Genomic DNA, 15,830 nt, shown 5'->3' on the forward strand with positions numbered 1-15,830 from the left:
CTCTCGAAACGCGTCCCGCGTATATGACACGCTCCAGCGGCGGCGCCGACGTTTTGGTCGCCGAGCGAGGATCTCTCGATATGGACGCTGCCGATTTCGACGCGACCGACCTCGATACAGCCGACCTCGACGCGTTCGTCGCCGAGAACCTCGATCGCTACGCGGAGACGCAGGGCGTCCTGCCCGAGCGACTCGCGGAGTTCGGCGACCGCTATCGGTCACAGGGGTACCTGACGCGCGATCGGCTGTACGAGATCGCGTACGAGTCATCGACGCGGAGCGCGTATCACGTCGAGAAGAACCCAGAATCACGGTGCCGTGAGGTGACCCGTAACGCCCGCGCCGTCGACGGCGACTTCTCGGCGATCCATCTGATCACGGGGCTGTCGGGGTTCAAGGCCCCGACCGCGTCGTGCGTGCTGGCCGCGCTCGACGGGGACCGCCACGCCGTCGTCGACACCCGCGTCTGGGCCTCGCTGGAGCGGCTCGGCTACCTCGACGAGCGCAAGGAGAGCTTCGACGCCGCCGACTACGTGACGATGATCGAGCCGATCCGCGAGATTGCCGGTGAAACGGGACACAGCCCGGTCGACGTGGGCTACGCGTTGTTCGCGTACGACGACCGCGTGCGAGAGGGGACGCTGCATTAGCGTCCGCGCTCGGCACAATTTATACGTGGACGGCGATCGATCGCTCGGGCCTTTAAATAGGGTACTCGACGCCGGTCGCCTCCGTCGAGTACTCCCAGAGCCGGTTGGCGTCCGCGCGGTCGTAGGAGGCGTCGTTCGACCGACCGACGGTCGGGTGCCCGCGCATGTTCATCAGCCCGCCCGGCTCGATGTACGCGCCCCCGTCGACGTCGACGGTGGCCGCGTACAGCATCGGTTCGACTCCGATCGCGGCGTCCTGTCCGAGAAGGGCGTTCGCGGCCTTCATCCCGACTTTCATCAGGGGGTTGCCGCTCTCCGCCGCGGTCCGCATCTGCAGGTTCGTATCGCTGTAGCCGGGATGGCAGGCGACGCTGCGGACGTCGAGTGCGGCGTCCTCCTCGCGGTTCGCGGCGTCGATCCGGTGTTGAAGCTCGTAGGCGAACAACAGGTTCGAGAGCTTGCTCCGACCGTACGCCTTCCACTTGCCGTACGACTCCTCCCAGTTGAGGTCCGAGAAGTCCATCTCGCCCTGCTCGTGGGCGCCCGACGACTGGGTGACGACGCGGGCGACGCCGGACTCCGTCCGGCTTCCAGCGGCGCTGCGCGCCGGCCCGACGCCGTCGACCCCCTCGGCATCTCTTAAAAGGGAGAAGAGCCGCCCGGTGAGCGCGAAGTGGCCGAGGTGGTTGACGCCGAACTGCGTCTCGAAGCCGTCCTCGGTCTCGCTCCGAGGGATCGCCATCACGCCCGCGTTGTTACAGAGGACGTCGATCGCGTCGTAGTCGGCGGCGAGGTCGTCCGCGAACGTCGCCACCGAGTCGAGCGACGCGAGGTCGCACTCGCGCACGTCGAGGTTGCCGTCGACCTCGCCGCCGGCGTTGGCGCGGATCTCGTCGGCCGCCGTCTCGCCGCGCTCGACGCTCCGGCACGCCATCACGACGGCCGCGCCCTTCGCGGCGAACGCGCGCGTCCCCTCGTAGCCGAGCCCGCTGTTCGCGCCGGTGACGACCACCGTCTTTCCGTCCAGTCGCGGCATGTCCCCGGCGGTCCAATCTGTCATAAGCTATCACAGGGGCGTCACGGTGAGAAATCTGTCGGCGGGATCCGACGTCGCCGTTCGTGCGATACGTTCTCGATCAGGGCGACGAGACGCCGCCTGACGGCGGGATTCACTTTCACCGTCCTGCCGGTGCGTTTTTAGGTGCTTCAGCGGAATGTATCTACACCGAATGACGTCCTTCCAGTCGACAATCGGCGACGAGGAGGGGATCGCGGAGGAGCTGGCCGAGGGCCAGCGCGAGATCTCCATCGCCGAGTTCTTCGAGAAGAACAAACACATGCTCGGGTTCGACTCGGGCGCCCGCGGGCTCGTCACCGCCGTCAAGGAGGCGGTCGACAACGCTCTCGACGCGACCGAGGAGGCCGGGGTCCTCCCCGATATCTACATCGAGATCGAGGAGGTGGGCGACTACTACCGGCTCGTCATCGAGGACAACGGGCCGGGCATCACGAAAGAACAGCTTCCGAAAGTGTTCGGGAAGCTCCTGTACGGGAGTCGTTTCCATGTCAGGGAACAGTCACGTGGCCAGCAGGGAATCGGGATCTCAGCCGCTGTACTGTACTCTCAGCTGACTTCCGGCCAGCCGGCGAAGATCACCTCGCGCCCGAAAGGGCAGTCGCGGGCGCAGTACTTCGAGCTGATCATCGACACCGACACGAACGAACCGGAGATCAAAGCCGATCGGGAGACGACGTGGGACCGCCCCCACGGCACCCGGATCGAGCTGGAGATGGAGGCGAACATGCGCGCTCGCCAGCAGCTCCACGACTACGTGAAACACACCGCGGTCGTCAACCCCCACGCCCGAATCGAACTGCGCGAGCCGGGGCTCGACGAGCCGCTGAAGTTCGAGCGCGCGACCGACGAGCTGCCGGCGGAGACGAAGGAGATCCGTCCGCACCCCCACGGGGTCGAGCTGGGCGCGCTGATCAAGATGCTGGAGGCGACCGAGTCGTACTCGGTGTCGGGCTTCCTCCAGGAGGAGTTCACGCGGGTCGGCAAGAAGACCGCCGACAGCGTGATCGACAGCTTCCGCGACGTGTACTACGGCCGCGAGCTCGCCTGGTCGCCGCCGCGGGCCCACGACGACCGCGACGTCGCGGCCGCGGTCAGCGAGGCGGTCGCCAACAAGGGCAAGGCGGCGACGAGCACCTTCGCCGACGGCGTCGCTGAGACGGTCGCAACCAACGACCGACTCTCTCGGTCCGAGCTCGCAGAGGTCGTCGGCAACGTCGCGGAGACCGTCGAGGACGACACGGGCAAGACCTTCGGCGGGACCGTCCGCGAGAACGCGGTCGACGCCGGGTGGCGGGCGATCACCGGGACCGGCGACGGAGAGTCGGGCGACGACGAGGACGGCGGGGGAGAAGCCTCTGAGTCGCCGCTCGTCTCAGACGTCTACGCCCTCGTCGACGACGCGACCTCGACCCGGAAAGACGACGCCGCGGTGCAGGCGATGGCCGAGGCGCTCGCGCGACGGTTCGAGAACCTCGACGGCGACGCGTTCCGGATCACCCGCGACGACCTCGAACGCCTCGTCGCGGACGCGGCGTCGTTCGTCGCCGAGCAGCGCGACGCGACCTTCGGCGAGACGGCCCGCGAGAACGTCGTCGAGGCGTTCTGGTCGCGGGCCCGGACCGTCCCGGACGACCCGCCGAAGGTGAAGTCGATCGCCGAAAGTCGCGACGCCTCGGCCGACCTGCTCGAAGCGATGCGGACGACCGACATCCTCGCACCCCCAACCGACTGCCTCGCGCCGATCACGGCCGAGTTGGTCGAGGCCGGGCTTCGCAAGGAGTACGACGCCGACTTCTACGCGGCGGCGTCCCGCGACGCCGAGGTCCACGGCGGCGACCCGTTCATCGTCGAGGCCGGTATCGCCTACGGCGGCGAGATTCCGGCGGAGGGGTCGGTCGAGCTACTTCGGTTCGCGAACCGCGTTCCGCTGGTGTACCAGCGCGGCGCCTGCGCGACGACGGACGTGATCAAGAACATCGGCTGGCGAAACTACGGGCTCGACCAGCCCGGCGGCTCGGGGCTCCCAAACGGTCCCGCTGTCATTTCGATCCACGTCGCGTCGACGAACGTCCCGTTCACGAGCGAGTCGAAGGACGCGCTCGCGAACGTCCCGGCGATCGAAGACGAGATCGAGCTGGCGGTTCGGGAGGCCGCCCGCGACCTGAAGTCGTACCTCAACAAGCGGCGCTCGATGCAGCAGCGCCGGGAGAAACAGGACGTACTCGGGCGGATCCTCCCCGAGATGGCCGACAAGGTCTCGGAGGTCACGGGCCGGCCGCGCCCGGATATCGACGGCGCGCTCGCGCGAATCATGAACAACGTCAGCGTCGAGCGCGAGGTGAACGGCGAGACGGTGACGCTCGTCGTCGAGAACCACTCGGACGTAAACGAGCAGCTGGAGATCACGGACATCGTCTCGACGGAGCCGACCGACCTCTCCGACGGGACGGTGGTGGACATGGACGGCGAGTGGTTCGTCCAGTGGAAGCCCGAGGTGCCATCGGGCGACGAGCGGGAACTGACGTACGCGATCGACGGCGACGCCGACTTCGAGGTCAGCGTCGGCGGCGTCGAGACGGAGAAACTCACGGTGAACGCGTAAATGACGACCGAAAGCGACGCACGAGACGAACTCATCGACCTGGCCGCAGACTTCTACGACCAGTTCGCCGCGGGGAACATTCCGGAGATGACGCTTCCCACGCGGACGAAAAGCAACATCGAGTACGACATCGAGAGCGGCGTGTGGACCTACGGCGACCGCACGTCGACGCGCAGCGCTAACTCGGTCCGGGGCGCGCGCAAGCTGCTGAAGGCGGCGTACACGATCGAGTTCCTCGCGGACCAGCTCGACGAGGACCGCTCGTCGACCCTGCGGGAGCTGTACTACCTCTCGGAGTCGTGGGACAACAACGAGGCGCAGTTCAAGAGCCAGGACGAGTCGAACGACCTCGTGGAGGACTTGGAGATCGTCACGGGGATCACCCGCGAGGACTTCCACATGCGTCCGGAGGAGTCGGGCGCGACCCTGATGGGACCGCTGCTGATCCGCGAGCAGACCCGGCGCGGGGAGCGCGAGATCCACTGTCAGGAGGACGTCGGCGCGGGCGGCTACCAGATCCCGAACAACCCGGACATGATCGAGTTCCTCGACGACGACATCGACTTCGCGCTCGCCGTCGAGACCGGCGGGATGCGCGACCGGCTCGTCGAGAACGGGTTCGACGAGGACTACAACTGCCTCGTCATTCACTTAAAAGGCCAGCCGGCGCGAGCGACCCGCCGGATCACGAAGCGCGTCCACGACGAGCTCGACGTTCCCATCGCGGTGTTCGCCGACGGCGACCCGTGGTCCTACCGGATCTACGGCTCCGTGGCGTACGGCTCGATCAAGTCCGCGCACCTCTCGAAGTACCTCGCGACGCCGGAAGCCCAGTTCGTGGGGATCCAGCCCGAGGACATCGTCGAGTACGACCTCCCGGCCGATCCGCTCGCCGACTCCGACGTCAACGCACTCGAGTCGGAACTCGAGGACCCGCGGTTCCAGACCGACTACTGGGAAGAGCAGATCGAACTCCAACTCGACATCGGGAAGAAGTCCGAGCAGCAGTCGCTCGCGAGCCGCGGGCTCGACTTCGTCACCGACACCTACCTCCCCGAGCGGCTCGGGGAGATGGGCGTGCTGTAGCGGGGTTCTGCCCCCGCAGGTCGTAGCACCTCACTCGTCGGCGTAGACGATCTCGTCGATCTCACGCCGCTCGCCGTCGGAGTCGTCGTTCGCGTACTTATAAACGACGTCCGCTTCTTCGTCCGCCGTCGCGTTGTGCGAGCCGTCACAGAGCGGCTTCGAATCGGAGAGGCCGCACTGGCAGACGTAGATCATCCCGTCGCCGCCCATGTCCGACTCGTCGAGTTTGGCCGGTCCGTTCTCCTCGTGTGTGACTTCGCGTGTCATGGTCACCGATTGACGCCCACCCAGATACGGCTTGTGGCCGTATGGCGGGAGCCGCCCGTCCCGCCGTGACCGCCGCAACCGCCTTGAGCGTGGGTCCCGTATCTGTCGTATGAGCGAAACCGACGACGGAGACCAGGTCGATCCCGAGGAACTGACCGACGAGGAGTGGCGCGAGCGGCTCTCGGAAGAAGAGTACAGCGTGCTTCGCGAGAGCGGCACGGAGGCGAAGTTCTCCGGCGAGTACGTCGACCACCACCCCGACGACGGAAAGTACCGCTGTCGGGCCTGTGGGACCGTGCTGTTCGACGCCGAGACGAAGTACGAGTCCGGCTGCGGCTGGCCCGCCTTCTACGCGGCAGAAGAGGAGTCGGTGACGACGACGGTCGACACGAGCCACGGGATGCAGCGGACCGAAGTGCGGTGTGCGAACTGCGACTCGCACCTCGGCCACGTGTTCGAGGACGGTCCCGAGCCGACCGGCGAACGATTCTGCATCAACTCGGTCGCGATGGAGTACGCCGACGAGTGAGCGCGGCGGGAGCGGGCCGGCCGCTTACATCCCTTCGTCGAGCAGTTCGCGGGCGACGATGTTCTTCTGGATCTCGGTGGTCCCCTCGTAGATCTGGGTGATCTTCGCGTCGCGGTAGAGGCGCTCGACGTCGTGGTCGTTGACGAAGCCCGCTCCGCCGTGGACCTGGACGGCCTCGTTGGCCACGTCGACGGCGACCCGCGACGCGAACTCCTTGGCCATCGACGCCAGCGCGGTCAGGTCATCGGGCTCGTTATCGACGGCCCACGCGGACCGGTAGGTGAGCCAGCGGGCGGCCTCGGTGTCGGTGTGCATCTCCGCGAGCTTGTGTTTGATCGCTTGGAAGTCGCTGATCGAGCGCCCGAACTGCTCGCGCTCCTCGGCGTACTCCAAGGCGCGCTCGGCCGCGCCGCGGGCGATCCCGACGCCCTGCGCGGCGACCGCGGTGCGCGTCTCGTCGAAGAAGTCCATGAGCTGGAGAAAGCCCATGCCACGCTGGCCGATCAGATTCTCCTCGGGGACGCGCACGTCGTCGAAGCGGAGCTCCGCGGTGTCGCTCGCGCGGATGCCGAGCTTGCCCGTGATCTTGTCGCGGGTGAGCCCGTCGCGGTCCGCTTCGACGAGAATCTGTGAGAAGCCGGTGTATCGGTCCTCGATATCGGGGTCGGTCTCGCAGACGACGACGAAGTAGTCGGCGACGGTGCCGTTCGTGATCCACATCTTCGAGCCGTTGATCACCCACTCGTCGCCGTCTTTCTCCGCGGCGCTGCCGCTTTGTTCCGAGGCGCTTTGCGCCTCGCGTTTCTCCGCGCGGGTAGCGATAGACGTCACGTCCGAGCCGGCCTGCGGCTCCGATATCGCCGAGCCCATGATCGCGTCGCCGGCCGTGACTTCGGGGAGGACCCGCTCTTTCTGCTCCTCTGTCCCGAACCCCATGATCGCTTCGGCACCGAAGCCGGCACTGGAGACGCAGAGCCCGATCCCGGGGTCGGCGGCGAACAGCTCCTCGGTCAAGATCGCGTTCTCCAGCGAGGAGTAGCCGACGCCGCCGTACTCGACCGGGACGTGCGGCGCGAGCAGTCCCATGTCGGCGGCCTTCTCCATGACCTCATACGGGTACTCCTCGTCGACGTCGTACTCGGTCGCGACCGGTCGAATTTCCTCGTCGGCGAACTTCCGCACCTCGTCGCGAAGCTGTTGTTGCTCGTCGGTTAGCTGGAACTCCATACGCGACCGTTTCGGCGAGTCTATCATAATTATTCGCAAACAATATAAAACTTAGTCGGAGTTTATAGTTCTCTACTGTACGAGTCTGATCGATGGCAGGAACTCGATTGCCGTCGATACGGGGTATTCACGCGCTGACGGAGCACATCGACCGACCGATCTCGTGTCGGAGGCTTCCTGCGAGAGACAGTAGTTGAGTCCGTCAAAAGGTGGATCCTGTCGGAGCAGAGTTTAATAGCTCTCCGTGAATATTTATTTAGGAAGCGAATGGAAGAACTCAAGCAGGTTTTGAAAAAGTACGCTACCAGTCAGGATCTCATGGACCAGATCCGATACGTTGCCGAGGCGTTGAGTATCGAATTCGACAAGTGGGACGACCAGTACGTGAGCGGCCCGAGTTTGTACTTTCTGGTCGTCGCGGAAACCGACTTCGAGGAGTACACCGACCCGCTCGGAGAGAACATTTGGCCGACAGATCGGTGTAAGATCGTACTCGACTCACCCGAGGATTTCCGACGGGTCGCAGAGGATGTTGCGTTCAGTCGAGACGGCGCCATCATCGTGACCGGAGACGGGACCATTCAACGACAGATGGTTCGAGTCCGGAGTCCCAGTCGCACAGAGGTGTCCGCCGTAGCGGATCTCGAGTACCCGGACTGGATGGGGACCAAACACATGAGCGCCCTGGAAACGTCGCTCCGAAAGAACGTCCTGTGGGCGATCACGCTGAGTGAAGAGAACGGTCGTGTCACCACGTATCTCGACGGCACGTATCAGGACTACCCGCGCGAGGAGATCGGCGGCCGGTGGCGACCCGATCAGTAGTACCGTCAGTCCCGGCCCTCGACGAACGTCGCGATCCGGTCGGTGGCCTCCTTCAGTTCGCGCATCGACGTCGCGTACGACACCCGAAGGTGCCCCTCGCCGCCCGCGCCGAAGACGGAGCCGGGGACGACGGCGACGCCCTGCGCCTCCAGCAGCTCCTCCGCGAAGACCTCGTCGTCGCCGCCGCAGTCCGGGAACGCGTAGAACGCACCGCCCGGTTCGAAGGTGTCGAGGCCCATCTCGTTGAACCGAGAGACGACGAGCCGCCGCCGGCGGTTGTACTCGTCGACCATCTCCGCGACCTCGTCGTCGCAGCGGTCGAGCGCTTCGATCGCGGCGTACTGCGGGGTCGTCGGCGCCGACAGCATCGTGTACTGGTGGATCCGGTTCATCGCGTCGATCGCGTCCGTGGGCCCCAGCGCGTACCCGAGCCGGAGGCCCGTCATCGCGTACGCCTTCGAGAACCCGTTGACGATAACGGTTCGCTCGCGCATTCCCGGCTGAGTCGCGATCGAGTTGTGATCGGCGCCGTAGGTGAGCGCCGAGTAAATCTCGTCGGCGATCACCCGGAGGTCGTTGTCGCGACAGAACGCCGCGACCTCGGCGTACTCCTCTTCGGTCATCGTCGCGCCCGTCGGGTTGTTGGGGTAACAGAGGACGAGCAGGTCCGCGTCGGCGGCGCCCGCCGCCTCCAGCGACTCCCGCGTGAGCGCGAAGTCGTCTTCGGCCCGCGTGGGAACCGTCAGCTGTTCGCCGCCGGCGAGTTCGATCCCCGGGCCGTACGAGATGTACGTCGGTTCGTGGACTGCGACCGTGTCGCCGGGGTCGACGAGCGCGCGGAAGGCCAGATCGACCGCCTCGCTGGCGCCGGTCGTGACGAGCACCTCGTCGACCGGGGCGTACGACTGGTCGTAGCGCTCGTGGTGGGCGGCGATCCGCTCGCGGAGCGCGGCCATCCCGCGGTTCGACGTGTAGGAGGTCTTCCCGCGTTCGAGCGAGTCGATCGCGGCGGTGCGGGCGGCCCACGGCGCCGAGAAGTCGGGCTCGCCGACCCCGAGCGAAATCACGTCGTCGCGCGCCTCCGCGAGCTCGAAGAACTTCCGGATCCCCGACTCCGGGAGGTCGCGCGCGCGGTCGGACAGTCTCATGGCGACACGGAGAGGCGGTCGTCGTCGTCGCCGTCCTCGAACCGGATCCCGCCGTCCTTGTAGGTCTCCATGATGTAGTGGGTCACCGTTTGGGTGACCTCCGGCATGGGCGCGACCTGCTCGGAGATGAACCGCGAGACGTCCTCCATCGTCTCGCCGAGCACCTCGACGGCGAAGTCGTAGTCGCCGGAAACGAGGTGGAGGGCGTCGACCGCGGGGAACTTCGCGATCCGGTCGGCCACCTGCTCGTAGCCGGTCTCGCGGTCGAGTTCGACGTTGATCTCGGCGATCGCCCGGATCTTCCCCTCGTCGACGCGGTCCCAGTCGACAACCGCCTGGTAGCCGTGGACCACGTTGTCCGCTTCCAGCGCGTCGATCGCGTCCGCTACCGCGTCCGCGTCGAGGCCCGTCTGGGCCGCGATGTCGTCGATGTCTTCGCGAGCGTTCCGCGCCAACACGTCGAGTACCTCGCGCTCGGCGTCCATACCGAACGATTGTACGGGGGCGGTTTATGAGTAGCGACGGGCGCAAGACGGGCGATGGTCGAGCTGTCGAATTCGGAGGCGCTCCGCGACGCGTTACTCGACGGTCTCGATGTCGGCCATCTTGGCGACCTTCAGCGCGGTCGCGACGTTGAACGCGAGTCCGAGCGGCGCGGCGAAGACCGCGGCCAACACCGCCCCGATCGGCCCGGCGTGCGTCAGGAGGCTCAGGGGGACGGAACAGACGGCGGTGACGATTGCAATGAAGAGGAAGAACCCGAGCGGCTGGTGGCGCCGCACGAGTTGGCGCGCGCGCCGCGCCGCGGACTCGATGCCGCGGTCCTCTAACACGAGGACGTACACCGTGGGGAAGAACAGGTAGGAGAGCACCAACGCCGCGAAGATCGCGACCACGAACAGCAGTGGGACCACGAGCAGCGGGAGAAAGACGGCTGCCAGCGCAACGATGACGACCGCCTCCAGCACGATCATCCGGACGGCGAACCGGCGGACGCCCGCGACAAAATCGAACCGACCGGTCGTGATCCCGTCCGCGATACAGCCGAAGTACCCCGCGCTCAACGCCCCCGAGACGACGACGTACGCCCCGAGCAACGGAACGAGGAGTACCACAGACTCCACCGTTCCGAACGGGACCGACACCGACAGCCCACCGCCGCCGGGCGATTCGACGAAACTCCAGAGGTCGTACCGGTAGACGGGGAACGACGCTCGGATCGATATCCCGTCGGTCCGCGCCGCCGCCAGCAGGTCGCTGGTGTTCAACAGGGCCGTGGCGAGCGGGACGAGCGCGAGCGGGAGCAACCGGGAAAGGTGGACGAAGGTGCGTTCGAAAATCGGTTCTGTCGGAGACGGCGCGTCGTCTGACGGGCCATTGGAGGGCTGGGCCATATCGGCGATTCGCGTTCGACTGTCAAAAAAATCACCCGATTCTCCGGATATCCGGGCTCGTGTCGCCCCGACTTCCCGGGTAGCTGCCTCCCTTCTCGGGGACACCCTACTCCTCGAACGGGTTCGTCAGCTCGACCGTCTCCTCGCGGTCGGGGCCGACGCCGACCGCGTAGATCGGGGTGTCGATCTCGTCGGCGACGAACTCCAAGTACTCGCGGGCCGCCTCGGGGAGCGCGTCGTAGCCCGCCTCGGCGACCGCGGTCGAGTCGAACGACTCCCACGTGTCGAGCGTCTCGAACACCGGCTCACACCGCTCCCAGCGCTCAGTCGTGGTGGGGACGGTGTCGAGCGTCTCGCCATCCAGTTCGTAGCCGGTACACACCTTCAGCTCGTCGAGGCCGGCGAGCACGTCGACGTGGTTGACCGCGACGCCCGTGAACCCGGAGACGCGCGCTGCGTGGCGGAGCATGGGGAGGTCGAGCCAGCCGATCCGGCGCGGGCGCCCGGTGACCGTCCCGAACTCGCCGCCCTTCTCGCGGATGTCGTCGGCGAGTGCTTCCTCCTCGGCGTCGCCGTCGAGTTCGGTCGGCAGCGGCCCCTCGCCGACCCGCGAGAGGTACGCCTTCACGATACCGACGACCTCGCCGTCGCCGACCGTGGTGACGCCGAGCCCGGAGCCGACGGCCGCGCCGCCGGCGGTCGGGTTCGAGGAGGTGACGAACGGATAGTTCCCGTGGTCGATGTCGATGTGGGTGCCCTGTGCGCCCTCGAAGAGGATTTCGTCGCCCGCCTCGTGGCGGCGGTAGAGGTAGTCGGAGCAGTTGACGGTCATTCCTTCGTCGGCGAGTCGCTCGCCGATCGCGGCGAACTCCTCGTGGAGGGCGTCGACGTCGAACGCCTCGGCGCGGTTATCTCCCTGAAGGTCGAGCCCGTACACGTCCTCGACGAGCGCGCGCTTCTGCGGGACGGCGTACGCGAGCTTCTCGCGGAGCACGTCTGGGTCGAGCAGGTCCCCGATCCGGATCCCCCGACGCCCGGCCTTATCCTCGTAGGTCGGGCCGATGCCGCGTCCGGTCGTGCCGACCTCGTCGCCGGCGTCGTCGTCCGCCTTGACCTCCTCCTCGATGCCGTCCAGTACACGGTGATACGGCATGATGACGTGCGCCCGCCGGGCGACCCGCACGTCGGGGTCGAGCCCGCGCTCGCGCAGGTCGTCGATCTCGGTGAACAACGTCTTCGGGTTGACGACGCAGCCGTTGCCGAGGATACCGGTCGTGCCCCGAACCGCGCCGCTCGGCACTAGCGACAGCTTGTACTCGATGCCGCCCTCGACGACGGTGTGGCCGGCGTTGTCGCCGCCCTGATAACGGACTACGACGTCCGCGTCCCCTCCCCACCGGTCAACGAGCGCGCCCTTGCCCTCGTCTCCCAGCTGGGAGCCGACGATGGTGAGTGTCATACGACCCGGGGATTCTGGGCGAGAGGTAAAACCGATTACGGTCCAGCGTCGAGAATACACCACAAACGTGCATTAATTTTGTGGCGTACGCGCGTAGCTATCGTCGTTCGTGGTGATACACCCGTGTTCGGCGACGGGGCGAGACGGACGGCACGACCTCGCCGCGATCGAATGCGTTAACTACACCCACGTCAAAGCGTCGGGTCAAGCGATTCCGGGACGTTCGCCGACAGCAACTTTTAAACGGGGGCATGACGAGTTAACATGTGCCATGATAGATCGACTAGAGAAGGAGGTAGACATGCTCGAACGTCACCTCCAAGTCCTGCGGATGGTCATCGAAAACGAACCGATCGGCATCGTGAAGATGTCGAACGAGACGGGATACCCCCATCACAAGGTCCGATACTCCCTGCGCGTGCTCGAGGAAGAGAACCTCATCGAGCCGTCCAGCCAGGGCGCAATTACGACCGAGCGCACCCACGAGTTCGTCGACGAGCTCGACGAGAAGCTCGACGAAACGGTCACCAAGCTCGGCTCGATGCGGATCGACGACGCCGCAGAGCTCGAGAACTGAATCGCTACGACTTCGCGTGATACGGGGGACGGACCGCGTTTGGGTTACGTTTAGATGGGTTTGAGCGGTGTTTAAACCGGATTTAACTCCTAGCTAACGCGCATTCGACCCCAGCTACAGGTCCGGGACGGTCATGTGGAAGCCGCCGTCGCGGGCCTCCACGAGACAGAGGTGGTACCCCTGCTTGCGCGAGAGCTTCACGAAGCTGGCGCGCTTCGACCGGCTGAACAGTCCGCCGCCGACCGCGTCGCTCGCGGTCTCTAACGCGCCCGGCTCGAAGAAGCTCTCCGTCACCGCGAACGCCGCAGCGAACGACTCGTTCGACTCGGCGATGTCGCGACCGTTCCCGACGAGCGACTCCAAGGCTCCCTCCGCGGTCGGGTCACGGCTGTCGTTGAGGTCGCCGACGAACAGCGGGTTCCCCATCCTGTCGCGCAACACCAGATCGAACGAGCGCTGCTCGCGCGTCTCCTCGCCGTTCTCGCGGATCGCGATCGACACGGAGCCGCCGATCTCCGCGCGATCGACCTCCGGGATCGCGTCGTACAGGTCTCGGAGTACGCTCTGGTTGCCGGTGCCGCTCACCTCGAACGGGAGGTCTTCGACGAGCCATCGGGTGAAGCCGTACTCGATCGTCCCCTTCAAGAACTCCTCGTACGGGCGGCCGTCGACTGACAGCCCGTCCGTCTCGAAGCTGGTGTGATGTTCGATCCGGAGGTTCTCGCGGAGCGCGTCGCGGTCGACGGTTCCGTCGTGAGCGTCTTCGAGCGTCGCGCCGCCCTTGGACTCGTACCTGACGAAGAGGTTCGTCCCGCTCCGCGCCTCCGCCGCCGAGATGGTCCGGTCGCTCTCCGGAAGCCGGTCGCGAACGGTCGACAGCTCCGCCTCCATTCGGTCCCGCTCCTCGCGAAGCGCCGACAGCTCCGACTCCAGCCGGTCGACCTCGTTCGCGAGTTCGTCGCGCTCCTCGGCGATTTCGTCGCGGTCTGCCGCGAGTCTGTCGCGTTCTCCCTCCAACGACTCGCGTTTCTCCTCCGCGGCCTCGAGTTCGGTACGGAGCTGTTCGATCCGGTCGCCGGCCGGTTCGCGATCGCCCGCGTTCGGCCCCGAAGCCCGCTGTGAGACGGCCGGCCGATCCGAACGGTTCGATCGATCGCGGTCGGTCGAACGCGGCTCCGGAGACCGGTCGTCGCTTTGGGCTGCGGCCGCGTCGGCGTCCCCGCTTCGGCCACCGCCCCCGGAACGCCGCCGGTCACTCCCCTCGCGGGCGGACCGTCCACCGGCGCTCGAGTCGGTCTCACCGCGACGCTTGCCGCCCGGCGGATCGCTCGCCTCCGACGGGTCGAGCGCGGGGATCGACTTCTGCTCGCGCCACTGCTCCTCCTCGGAGAACACGTCGTCGTTCGGGCGATCGCCCTCGGACTCGGGTCCGGCAGGCGTCTCAGACGGAGCGACCCGTTCAGCCGAAGCGTCGTCCGCTGTACTCGGTTCGGGGCTCCCGGTGTCCGCCTTCTCGACCGCGTCCGCCGTGGGTTCGGTGCCGTCCGGTTCGCTGACTCGCTCCCGCGGCGAGGACAGTCCCTCCTCGGGTCGCCCTGCGTCCTCTCGGGGCGTCTGTCTTCTCTCATTGTCGACCGGTTCCTCGTCGGGCGACTCGCTTGCGGCCTCGCCCGGCTCGCTCTCGTCTGTCGGGCTCTCGCTGCCGGGAGCCTCGTCGTTCTGAGTGGCCTCGACGACGGGTTCGTCTTCGAGCGTCTCGCTCTCGGCAGTCTTGTCGGTCTCGTCGCCGGCCTCGTCCTCAACCGAGTTCTCTTCGGAGACGTCCGTGTCCTCCACGCCGGCCGCGCCGCCGGTCGAATCGGGACTCGGGATCTCACGCACGTCCAGGTCGACCTCGTAGACGGTGTAGATGCCGACCTCGTCGTCGGCCAGTTCGAACGCGTCGTCACCGGTTTCGAGCCGACGCGAGTTGCCGACGTACGCCGCCGACATCGACTCGCCGGCGGTGTAGGTGACGTAGTAGTCTCCGGAGAGGACGTTCTCCGACAGCTCGACGTAGCCGGTGAACCCGCCCCGCGTGAGCTTCCGGTCGGCCTCCGAGAGCGACGTGTCGTTCGTGTAGTACTGCGCCCGCGGCTCGCCGCCCTGCTCCTGCATGGCGAACAGGACCGGGAGGACCTCGTCGGGAGCCTTATAAATCGTTCCGGAGGCGTCCGCGAACGCCTCGAGGTCGGCGTCGGCGGTACCGACGACGCGGCCCTCGAACACGAACAGCCACCCCACGCCGTTCGTCACCGCGCCGGAGAACCCCCGGTCGAGGAGACGCCCGAGCTCCGCGAACCCGTCCGAGAACTCCCGGGCGTCCCACCCGGTTATCTCCGCTCTTCGCTCTGCGTCCATTTGCGTTTACGTCGCCTGCAACGACCCAAATACCTTCCGGAGCGTGAGACGATCGTCTGACGCCGATCGCCGGTCCAGTCCGACCCCGAATCGGGCGTCATCCCTGCCTCAGACTACGCCCCGTCGACGGCGTCGATCGCCTCGCGACCGAGCTCGATCACGTCCGGTTGGAGGTCGCCTTCGGTCAGTTCCCGCGGCGTGTACCAGCGCCAGTCATCGGGGTCGACCTCGTCCGCTCCGTTCGGCGCGATCTCTCGGGAGTCGACTCGGGCGTAGTAGAGGTGGTCGACGTGCTGGTGGCCGACCGACCCGTCCTCGTGGACGTTGATGTCGTGGAGCATGAGGTGGGCCGGCTCGGGGAGCCCACGGGTGTTCGGCCCCTCGATCGACGATTCGGCCGCGACGAGCTCGGCCTCAAGGCCCGTCTCCTCCCGGACTTCCCGGAGCGCGGCTTCGTGGGGGAGCTCGTCGCGGTCGACGTGCCCGCCAGGCGGGAGTCGGATCCCGAGCCGCTCGTGGGCGTGAAGCGCGGTCGCGCCGTCGTTGACGACGTACGTCGTCGCCGTGAAGTGACGAGTGGTCTCCATA

At 66.6% G+C, this 15,830-nt stretch carries 15 protein-coding genes; 6 read left to right on the plus strand and 9 right to left on the minus strand.

Features of this window, described 5'->3' with window-relative positions; all coding sequences use genetic code 11:
- The first annotated feature begins 80 nt into the window (after positions 1–80).
- Positions 81–650, plus strand: coding sequence for a hypothetical protein (locus ACNS88_RS14025; RefSeq protein WP_435098928.1), 570 nt, complete (start codon positions 81–83; stop codon positions 648–650).
- A gap of 52 nt (positions 651–702) precedes the next feature.
- On the opposite strand, the gene ACNS88_RS14030 is transcribed toward ACNS88_RS14025, so the two are convergent.
- Positions 703–1,710, minus strand: a complete 1,008-nt coding sequence (locus ACNS88_RS14030; protein WP_435098930.1) for an oxidoreductase — start codon at positions 1,708–1,710, stop codon at positions 703–705.
- 169 nt (positions 1,711–1,879) lie between these two features.
- Here ACNS88_RS14030 and ACNS88_RS14035 point away from each other — a divergent pair, with 169 nt between their 5' ends.
- Together ACNS88_RS14035 and ACNS88_RS14040 are read left to right on the plus strand one after the other, a co-directional pair.
- The gene (locus ACNS88_RS14035; protein WP_435098932.1) at positions 1,880–4,330 is read left to right on the plus strand and encodes a DNA topoisomerase VI subunit B; all 2,451 of its coding nucleotides are present in this window, start codon (positions 1,880–1,882) and stop codon (positions 4,328–4,330) included.
- Positions 4,331–5,416, plus strand: coding sequence for a DNA topoisomerase IV subunit A (locus ACNS88_RS14040; protein ID WP_435098934.1), 1,086 nt, complete (start codon positions 4,331–4,333; stop codon positions 5,414–5,416).
- Between the two features lie 30 nt (positions 5,417–5,446).
- On the opposite strand, the gene ACNS88_RS14045 is transcribed toward ACNS88_RS14040, so the two are convergent.
- On the minus strand, positions 5,447–5,683 hold the full coding sequence (locus tag ACNS88_RS14045) for a CDGSH iron-sulfur domain-containing protein (RefSeq protein WP_435098936.1): 237 nt from the start codon (positions 5,681–5,683) through the stop codon (positions 5,447–5,449).
- 109 nt (positions 5,684–5,792) lie between these two features.
- Here ACNS88_RS14045 and msrB point away from each other — a divergent pair, with 109 nt between their 5' ends.
- On the plus strand, positions 5,793–6,212 hold the full coding sequence (gene msrB, locus ACNS88_RS14050) for a peptide-methionine (R)-S-oxide reductase MsrB (RefSeq protein WP_435098938.1): 420 nt from the start codon (positions 5,793–5,795) through the stop codon (positions 6,210–6,212).
- Between the two features lie 24 nt (positions 6,213–6,236).
- Here msrB and ACNS88_RS14055 read toward each other — a convergent pair whose 3' ends face one another.
- A complete protein-coding gene (locus ACNS88_RS14055) occupies positions 6,237–7,439 on the minus strand; it encodes an acyl-CoA dehydrogenase family protein (protein ID WP_435098940.1) in 1,203 nt (400 codons plus the stop codon).
- Between the two features lie 267 nt (positions 7,440–7,706).
- Here ACNS88_RS14055 and ACNS88_RS14060 point away from each other — a divergent pair, with 267 nt between their 5' ends.
- Positions 7,707–8,264 (plus strand): diadenylate cyclase, encoded by a 558-nt coding sequence (locus ACNS88_RS14060; RefSeq protein ID WP_435098942.1) that lies wholly within the window; start codon positions 7,707–7,709, stop codon positions 8,262–8,264.
- 5 nt (positions 8,265–8,269) lie between these two features.
- Here ACNS88_RS14060 and ACNS88_RS14065 read toward each other — a convergent pair whose 3' ends face one another.
- From ACNS88_RS14065 to ACNS88_RS14080, 4 genes are all read right to left on the minus strand, one after another.
- Positions 8,270–9,412 carry a pyridoxal phosphate-dependent aminotransferase gene (locus tag ACNS88_RS14065; RefSeq protein WP_435098944.1) on the minus strand — a complete coding sequence of 381 codons (1,143 nt, stop codon included), beginning with the start codon at positions 9,410–9,412 and terminating at the stop codon, positions 8,270–8,272.
- Positions 9,409–9,897 carry an Lrp/AsnC family transcriptional regulator gene (locus ACNS88_RS14070; protein WP_435098946.1) on the minus strand — a complete coding sequence of 163 codons (489 nt, stop codon included), beginning with the start codon at positions 9,895–9,897 and terminating at the stop codon, positions 9,409–9,411. Before ACNS88_RS14070 ends, ACNS88_RS14065 begins: the two co-directional genes overlap by 4 nt.
- A gap of 93 nt (positions 9,898–9,990) precedes the next feature.
- Positions 9,991–10,806 carry a hypothetical protein gene (locus ACNS88_RS14075; RefSeq protein ID WP_435098948.1) on the minus strand — a complete coding sequence of 272 codons (816 nt, stop codon included), beginning with the start codon at positions 10,804–10,806 and terminating at the stop codon, positions 9,991–9,993.
- Positions 10,807–10,912: 106 nt separating this feature from the next.
- Complete coding sequence (locus tag ACNS88_RS14080) at positions 10,913–12,265, minus strand: adenylosuccinate synthase (protein WP_435098950.1); 1,353 nt, start codon at positions 12,263–12,265, stop codon at positions 10,913–10,915.
- A gap of 271 nt (positions 12,266–12,536) precedes the next feature.
- Between ACNS88_RS14080 and ACNS88_RS14085 the strand changes: the two genes are divergently transcribed.
- Positions 12,537–12,842 (plus strand): hypothetical protein, encoded by a 306-nt coding sequence (locus ACNS88_RS14085; protein ID WP_435098952.1) that lies wholly within the window; start codon positions 12,537–12,539, stop codon positions 12,840–12,842.
- Between the two features lie 114 nt (positions 12,843–12,956).
- Here ACNS88_RS14085 and ACNS88_RS14090 read toward each other — a convergent pair whose 3' ends face one another.
- Both ACNS88_RS14090 and ACNS88_RS14095 read right to left on the minus strand, forming a co-directional pair.
- Positions 12,957–15,242 (minus strand): DUF7527 domain-containing protein, encoded by a 2,286-nt coding sequence (locus ACNS88_RS14090; RefSeq protein ID WP_435098954.1) that lies wholly within the window; start codon positions 15,240–15,242, stop codon positions 12,957–12,959.
- A 113-nt stretch (positions 15,243–15,355) separates the two neighbouring features.
- Positions 15,356–15,829 (minus strand): NUDIX hydrolase, encoded by a 474-nt coding sequence (locus ACNS88_RS14095; protein WP_435098956.1) that lies wholly within the window; start codon positions 15,827–15,829, stop codon positions 15,356–15,358.
- Between the last annotated feature and the right edge of the window lies 1 nt (position 15,830).

It is taken from the genome of Halorubrum shenae (assembly GCF_051194165.1).
Lineage (GTDB): Archaea > Halobacteriota > Halobacteria > Halobacteriales > Haloferacaceae > Halorubrum.

Coding starts and splice junctions, on each gene's coding strand:
- ACNS88_RS14025 (WP_435098928.1), top strand. CDS start 81: ATGGACGCTGCCGATTTCGACGCGACCGACCTCGATACAGCCGACCTC.
- ACNS88_RS14030 (WP_435098930.1), bottom strand. CDS start 1,710: ATGACAGATTGGACCGCCGGGGACATGCCGCGACTGGACGGAAAGACG.
- ACNS88_RS14035 (WP_435098932.1), top strand. CDS start 1,880: ATGACGTCCTTCCAGTCGACAATCGGCGACGAGGAGGGGATCGCGGAG.
- ACNS88_RS14040 (WP_435098934.1), top strand. CDS start 4,331: ATGACGACCGAAAGCGACGCACGAGACGAACTCATCGACCTGGCCGCA.
- ACNS88_RS14045 (WP_435098936.1), bottom strand. CDS start 5,683: ATGACACGCGAAGTCACACACGAGGAGAACGGACCGGCCAAACTCGAC.
- msrB (WP_435098938.1), top strand. CDS start 5,793: ATGAGCGAAACCGACGACGGAGACCAGGTCGATCCCGAGGAACTGACC.
- ACNS88_RS14055 (WP_435098940.1), bottom strand. CDS start 7,439: ATGGAGTTCCAGCTAACCGACGAGCAACAACAGCTTCGCGACGAGGTG.
- ACNS88_RS14060 (WP_435098942.1), top strand. CDS start 7,707: ATGGAAGAACTCAAGCAGGTTTTGAAAAAGTACGCTACCAGTCAGGAT.
- ACNS88_RS14065 (WP_435098944.1), bottom strand. CDS start 9,412: ATGAGACTGTCCGACCGCGCGCGCGACCTCCCGGAGTCGGGGATCCGG.
- ACNS88_RS14070 (WP_435098946.1), bottom strand. CDS start 9,897: ATGGACGCCGAGCGCGAGGTACTCGACGTGTTGGCGCGGAACGCTCGC.
- ACNS88_RS14075 (WP_435098948.1), bottom strand. CDS start 10,806: ATGGCCCAGCCCTCCAATGGCCCGTCAGACGACGCGCCGTCTCCGACA.
- ACNS88_RS14080 (WP_435098950.1), bottom strand. CDS start 12,265: ATGACACTCACCATCGTCGGCTCCCAGCTGGGAGACGAGGGCAAGGGC.
- ACNS88_RS14085 (WP_435098952.1), top strand. CDS start 12,537: ATGATAGATCGACTAGAGAAGGAGGTAGACATGCTCGAACGTCACCTC.
- ACNS88_RS14090 (WP_435098954.1), bottom strand. CDS start 15,242: ATGGACGCAGAGCGAAGAGCGGAGATAACCGGGTGGGACGCCCGGGAG.
- ACNS88_RS14095 (WP_435098956.1), bottom strand. CDS start 15,829: ATGGAGACCACTCGTCACTTCACGGCGACGACGTACGTCGTCAACGAC.